This window comes from Variovorax sp. MHTC-1 (assembly GCF_003984645.1).
GTDB lineage: Bacteria > Pseudomonadota > Gammaproteobacteria > Burkholderiales > Burkholderiaceae_C > Variovorax.
Genome location: NZ_RWKI01000016.1, coordinates 104,138 through 110,620 on the forward strand (window position 1 = coordinate 104,138; position 6,483 = coordinate 110,620).

The following is a 6,483-nucleotide window of genomic DNA, read 5'->3' on the forward strand; positions in this document are numbered from 1 at the left end:
GGTGCTCGTCGGCTTGCTCTGGCTGGCCGTCGCCTGGGCGCTACCCTGATGGACACCAAGCTCAATCCATCAGCGATCCGGCTGAGCAACGTGACGGTTGCCTACCGCGGCCATCCGGCCGTTCACCATCTATCGGGCGAATTCACGCCGGGCTCCCTCACTGCGATCGTCGGGCCGAACGGCGCGGGCAAGACCAGCCTGCTGGCAGCGATCATGGGCCGCGTGCGGCCAAGCCATGGTGATGTTCAGTTCGACCCCGGTTCGCGCAGCCGCATCGCCTGGCTGCCGCAGCAGGCCGAGATCGACCGAAGTTTTCCGATCCGCGTGTTCGATCTTGTCGCGCTCGGGCACTGGGAACGCCTGGGCAGTTTCAAGGGCGTGGCGGTGACGCACGGCGATGCCGTCCACCGCGCGCTCGAAGCCGTCGGGCTCGGTGGCTTCGAGCGCCGCGGTATTGCAGAACTCTCCGCCGGCCAGTTCCAGCGCGTGCTTTTCGCGCGCGTGCTGCTGCAGGACGCGCCGGTGATCCTGTTGGACGAGCCTTTCAACGCGATCGATGCGCGCACCACGGCTGACCTGCTCGCGGTGGTGGCGCGCTGGCACGTCGAAGCGCGCACGGTCATCGCCGTACTGCACGACCTCGAACAGGTGCGCCTGCATTTCGACCGCACGCTGCTGATGGCGCGGCGCTGCGTTGCCTGGGGACCCACCGCCGAGGTACTGCACGCCGAGAACTTGTTTCGCGCGCGCCGGATGGCGGAGGCCTGGGATGACGATGCGCCGATATGCAGGGAAGCGGCATGACGGCCGCCTCGCTGCTTCTGCAGCCATTCGCCGACTACGGCTTCATGCGCCGTGCCCTGGCTGCCACCCTGGCGTTGTCCCTGGGCAGCGCGCCGATCGGCACGCTGCTGGTGCTGCGCCGCATGAGCCTGGTCGGCGACGCGATGGGACATGCCGTGCTGCCGGGTGCGGCGCTGGGTTTCATCGTCGCAGGCTTCTCGCTGGCGGCCATGAGCGTGGGCGGCTTCATCGCTGCGCTGTCCGTGGCGCTGGCGGCCGGCTTCGTGGCACGCGTGACTTCGCAGCGCGAGGACGCAAGCTTCGCAGCCTTCTACCTGATCGCGCTTGCGTTGGGCGTGATGCTGATCTCCACGCACGGCAGCAGCGTCGACCTGATGCACATGCTTTTCGGCAGCATCCTCGCGGTGGACGATGCCGCGCTGCTGCTGATGACCAGTGTCGCTAGCGTCACGTTGCTGACGCTGGCGGCGATCTACCGGCCGCTCATCGTCGAATGCCTCGACCCCGGCTTTCTGCGCAACGTGGGCGGACGCGGTCACCTCGTGCACGGCGTCTTCCTCGTGCTTGCAGTGGCGAACCTGGTGGCTGGCTTTCAGGCACTCGGCACCCTGATGGCGGTGGGACTGATGATGCTGCCGGCGACCGCGGCGCGCTTCTGGGCCGGCGAGGTCTGGAGCCTCGCACTCGTGGCGGGCGGAGTCTCGGCACTGTCGGGTTTCGCGGGCCTGCTGCTTTCGTTCCATGCGCAATGGCCTTCGGGACCGGCCATCGTTCTCGTGGCTGGCGCGATCTACCTGCTTTCGCTGACCGCAGGGCCGCGCGATGGACTCATCTGGCGCCTGCTGCGCCGTTCACACCTGAATGCCTGACATGAATCTCTCGCGCCGCTCCGCGATCACGACGCTGTGCGCTCTCGCATCCGGGCCCACGCTGGCGCAAGCCATGCGCCCGCTGCGCGTGGTGGCGAGCTTTTCGATCCTGGCGGACCTGGTGGGCAACGTCGGAGGGGCCGATGTCGAGGTCGCCGCGCTGGTCGGCGCCGACGCAGACGCCCATGTCTTCCAGCCCAGTCCGGTCGACGCTCGGCGCCTGGCGGACGCCGACCTGGTGGTGGTCAACGGCCTCGGCTTCGAAGGCTGGCTCGATCGTCTGGTGCGCGCCTCGGGCTATCGCGGCCCCATCGTGGTGGCGAGCGACGGCACCGCCGCACGAAAACTCGGTCGCGCGCCGGATCCCCATGCCTGGCAGGACCTTTCCAATGCGAAGCGCTATGTCGAGAACATTCGCAACTCACTGAGCCGAGCCCGGCCTGCGCTCGCCACGAACTTCACCGGCCGTTGCATCGCGTACGTGCAACGCCTTGCAGCACTCGACACCGAGGTGCGTACGCGCTTCGATGCGTTGCCGAAGAGCCGCCGCCGGGTGATCACGTCGCACGACGCCTTCGGCTACTTCGGCGTGGCCTACGGCATCGAGTTCCTGGCCCCGCAGGGCATGAGCACCGACAGCGAAGCTTCCGCCGCCACAGTCGCCCGGCTCGTCGATCAGATCCGACGCCACGACGTGCGCGCGGTTTTTGTCGAGAACATCACCGACCCCCGCTTGATCGAGCGCATCGCGCGCGAAGGCGCAGTCACCGTCGGCGGTCGCCTCTACTCCGATGCGCTGTCCGCGCCGGGCACAGAGGCAGACACCTACCTGAAGCTCTTCGCCCACAACGCGACGACCATCGTCGCAGCCCTTTCGGCGTAGCGCTGATCTTTTGCACGACCACCCATCGCCCTCACCTTAGACCAAGACCCCACCATGAGCCAAATCCCAGTCACCATCCTCACCGGCTTTCTCGGCAGCGGCAAGACCACGCTGCTCAACCGCATCCTGAAGGAACACCACGGTCACCGTGTCGCCGTGATCGAGAACGAGTTTGGCGAAACCGGCATCGACAACGAATTGCTGGTGCAGGACGAAGGCGAGCAGATCGTCGAGATGAACAACGGCTGCATCTGCTGCACCGTGCGTGGCGACCTGGTGCGCATCCTGGGCGAGCTGGCCGCGCGCCGCAGGAACGGCAGCGCGCGCTTCGAGCGCGTGATCATCGAAACCACCGGACTGGCCGACCCGGCTCCCGTGGCGCAGACCTTCTTCGTCGACGAAGAGATCAGCCAGACCTATCTACTGGATGCCATAGTCACTCTGGTCGATGCCAAGCATGCGATGGCACAACTCGACGAGCACCATGAGGCACAGGAGCAGGTTGGCTTCGCCGACCGTATTTTGATCTCCAAGAGCGACCTGGTTTCGACCGACGAAGTGCGAGATCTCGAACACCGCCTGAAGCGCATGAACCCGCGAGCACCCATCACCGCCGCCCACTTCGGACAGGCCTGGATCGAGGATCTGCTCGACATCCGAGGATTCAACCTGAATGCCATCCTGGAGATCGAACCAGCGTTCCTGACTGACGTGGACCACGAGCACGACGACGAGGTCTCGAGTTTCGTGTTTCGCGCGGAGTGGCCTTTCGACGCAGTTCGGCTGGAGGATTTCTTCGGCGCCATCCTTCGCATCTATGGCACCCACCTGATGCGCTACAAGGGTGTGATCGCGGTGACCGGCATGGATTCTCGGGTCGTGCTCCAGGGCGTCCACATGCTGATGGGCACCGAGGCCGGTCCGAAGTGGAAGCAGAACGAGCCGCGTGACAGCCGTATCGTCTTCATCGGCAAGCAGCTGCCCAAGGATGTGATCCTTCAAGGTCTGGAGCAATGCCTCGCACAGAAGCCGAAAACAGCGGCCTCGAAGGCCGCGGCCTGAGCGAGAAGCGCCCAGGAACTGCCGATCGACTGCCGCTTCCGATCCCCCGTTCTGGTGGACACGCACAAGCCGCACATGACCATCTCTACGTGGCCCCTGCGCATCAAGGCGAGGGCATCGGTGCGGCAGCCCTTGCAGTCGTGTTCGCCGATGCAGATGCACAAGGGATGCCTGTTCGAGTCGGCGCGCTGCGGGAGAGCGATTCGCTTCTATGCGCGACATGGCTTTGAGCTGGTCGAGGAAACCGAGTGGGACCGCTCTATGTTCGGACGCCGGCAACTGGGGTGAAGAGCGGCGCGTCAACCGGCTGAAGCGCGCGCCTGGCTCTGAGGTTCGGCCATAACCAGTCATTCGACAGCGCCGTGAGCGACCAGCGAAGACTCTCAACTTCCTAACACCTTCAGCCAACCGTTCCATCGACGGGGTGAATCCGCACCCAAGAGACCTGACATTTGTTCGGCACGTCGAATAGCTGAACCCGGCACAGAGTTCAAGCTCCAGCCGCGGCGTTTGTCGTGGCCTCACGGAAGAGGCACATACAGATACGCCGTGTTCAATAAAAGGCTGGGGCGTATTCCCCCTGCGACGAGCACCATTCCGTCCAGCAGGCGGATCGCGGTGTGGCCGAGGCGCCCTTCGCTCATCGAGCCCGAAACTGCCCACTGGTCGGTGGTGGGGTTGTAGAGTTCCATGCCCAGGGGATGGGTGTTGCCGCCGTCGGAGGTTCCTCCCAAGACCAGCACCTTGCCATCGGCCAACAGCGTCGCGGTGTGATGGGTACGGCCGTCGGTCATGGACGTGGTGGTGGCGGTCCACTGGCCGTTGGACGGGTCGTAGACCTCGGCAGTACGCAGTGCTTGGAGGCCAGCGAGCCCTCCTGCGGCCAGGACCTTGCCGTTTTGCAATAGCGTCGCGGCGTGCCCGATGCGCGGTTCGATCGTCGAGCCGGTAGCCGTCCAAGTGCCTGTGGCCGGGTCGTACAGTTCCGCCGTCGCCAAAGCGAAACCGCTCGACGCCCCTCCAAAGACGAGCACCTTGCCATCGGTCAGCAGCGTTGCGGTGTGGCTGGCACGCGCGCCGTTCATTGAGCCGGTCTCAGTCCACAAGCCCGTCGCGGGGTTGTAGAGCTCAGCCGTGCTCGCATTCCCGCCGGGGTCGCGCGATCCCATGACCAGTACCTTGCCATCGGCCAACAGTGTTGCGGTGTGGCCGTCGCGCACCCTGTTCATCGATCCGGTCGCAGTCCACAGCCCGGTGGCGGGGTCGTACAACTCTGCTGTGCTCAAGCTTCTTGACGTGAAGGGGTCGGAGTCGATCCCGCCTGCGACGAGTACCTTGCCATTGGGCAACAGTGTCGCGGTGTGAAATTCCCGGGCGTCCCTCATGGAACCCGTGAGCTTCCATTGGCCGGTGGACGGATCATAGAGTTCCGCTGTTCTCGTCGGGGGGTCGAAGCCGCCGGGCCCAACGTACCCTCCCACGATGAGCACCCTGCCGTCTGAAAGTAGTGTGGCGGTGGCTGCAGAGCGGCCAAGGACCATCGAACCGGTTGGCTGGAACGAGCCTGGCGCCACCACGGCGATGGACACCGTCGCAGAAGCAGTGCCGGCCGCGTTGCTGCCGGCGATGGTGTAGGTGGTAGCCGGCTGGAGATTCTGGGGAGTGCCGCTGATAACACCGCTGATCGTGTCCAGGCTCAGTCCAGCCGGTAGTGCAGGCGACACGCTGAAGCTGGTGATGACGCCGCCGGTGCTCGCCGGCTGATTGGACATGATCGGCTGGCCGACGCTGTACAGGGCGCTCGGCTTGCTGTAGCCAAGCGACGTCGGCGCAGGCGTTGGGTTGACGCCAGTGACGACCTGGACCTGCCCTCCGGGCAATGTCGCCACTGGAACCGTGCGCAGCTGGTATCCCGAACCGGGAGGGATGCGAGCGTCAGATGCTCTCTCCGCAGCGACGACCGGCTCCCCGCCACCACCGCTTCGCAGAACCGCAGTGCCCTTGAGACCTTCGACAAAGGCGGTCTCTTCGGATTTTGTCAAGGACGCGGAGGAATCCGACACAGGCGCCTCGCCACCACCCCCGCCACATCCGATAAGTCCGACCGCGATGGTCCAGACAAGCGCGAGCGCGCGCCCTACATTCACCAAAGCCATCGCCCTCAGCCCCTCATTGCTGTTAGCACCGCGCCAGGGCGGTCGGTTTGCCTGGAGGCGGGAGGATACAAGAATACGCAACCAAATCGACAGGCAACGACATCCTGTACTACACCGTTCGCAACCAAACGGCTCGACCTCTGCATGTTGCTTGGTTGAGGGACGGTCTGTACGTCGGCTTCTGCAACGTGTTCGCATCAAGCTCGATTCCGGTTTTCGAGAAGCTGATTCCTCCGCCACCGACAATTGAGTTGGTGCCTGGTGCGGACGTGCGATTGCAGTTGGAACGAGACGGCTCTACCTGCGCCAAGGAGACGGGGCTCATCTCAATGAGGGGAAGCCTCTTCCCTGTTCGATGGGGGGTTTGTTCCGCAGGTCCGCCATGTCGCACTGTCGTTGCAGGCGGAGGAGTGAGGTCTGCGCTTCTGACGGGAAGCGCCAGGAGCGGAAGTACGTCCCTGGCCTCCAGTTTCGAGACGCCATCGCCTTTCGGACGGCCCTGCAGAAGCTACAGGCAGCCTCGCGACTTCAACCCAATGACCCATCAAGCATGCTCACGGACATCCTGATTGCATCGACTGACGACGCACCAAATCCTCTCCGCCGTCCCGGGCAGTTGGCCTCGGTTGCAGTTCAATTGCAAGCGGTCAATTGACCGCTTCTTCCAACGCCGAGTCTGAGCAAGGATGCTACGTGCCCATGTAGAACA

The 6,483-nt window shown here is 64.5% G+C and carries 5 protein-coding genes; 4 read left to right on the forward strand and 1 reads right to left on the reverse strand.

Features of this window, described 5'->3' with window-relative positions:
* Positions 1-48: 48 nt before the first annotated feature.
* The 4 genes from EJI01_RS21900 to EJI01_RS21915 are packed head-to-tail and all read left to right on the forward strand — an operon-like array spanning position 49 to position 3,618.
* Positions 49-804: a metal ABC transporter ATP-binding protein gene (locus EJI01_RS21900; RefSeq protein ID WP_126839235.1), complete on the forward strand. Its 756-nt coding sequence runs from the start codon at positions 49-51 to the stop codon at positions 802-804.
* Positions 801-1,673, forward strand: a complete 873-nt coding sequence (locus EJI01_RS21905; protein ID WP_126839236.1) for a metal ABC transporter permease — start codon at positions 801-803, stop codon at positions 1,671-1,673. The genes EJI01_RS21900 and EJI01_RS21905 overlap by 4 nt, the downstream gene beginning before the upstream one ends.
* Before the next feature lies 1 nt (position 1,674).
* Entirely contained in the window at positions 1,675-2,556 is an 882-nt protein-coding gene (locus EJI01_RS21910) for a metal ABC transporter substrate-binding protein (protein ID WP_126839237.1), read from the forward strand.
* Positions 2,557-2,610: 54 nt separating this feature from the next.
* The gene (locus EJI01_RS21915; protein ID WP_126839238.1) at positions 2,611-3,618 is read left to right on the forward strand and encodes a CobW family GTP-binding protein; all 1,008 of its coding nucleotides are present in this window, start codon (positions 2,611-2,613) and stop codon (positions 3,616-3,618) included.
* A gap of 521 nt (positions 3,619-4,139) precedes the next feature.
* On the opposite strand, the gene EJI01_RS21925 is transcribed toward EJI01_RS21915, so the two are convergent.
* Positions 4,140-5,660, reverse strand: coding sequence for a kelch repeat-containing protein (locus tag EJI01_RS21925; RefSeq protein ID WP_260602581.1), 1,521 nt, complete (start codon positions 5,658-5,660; stop codon positions 4,140-4,142).
* Between the last annotated feature and the right edge of the window lie 823 nt (positions 5,661-6,483).

Coding starts and splice junctions, on each gene's coding strand:
- EJI01_RS21900 (WP_126839235.1), top strand. CDS start 49: ATGGACACCAAGCTCAATCCATCAGCGATCCGGCTGAGCAACGTGACG.
- EJI01_RS21905 (WP_126839236.1), top strand. CDS start 801: ATGACGGCCGCCTCGCTGCTTCTGCAGCCATTCGCCGACTACGGCTTC.
- EJI01_RS21910 (WP_126839237.1), top strand. CDS start 1,675: ATGAATCTCTCGCGCCGCTCCGCGATCACGACGCTGTGCGCTCTCGCA.
- EJI01_RS21915 (WP_126839238.1), top strand. CDS start 2,611: ATGAGCCAAATCCCAGTCACCATCCTCACCGGCTTTCTCGGCAGCGGC.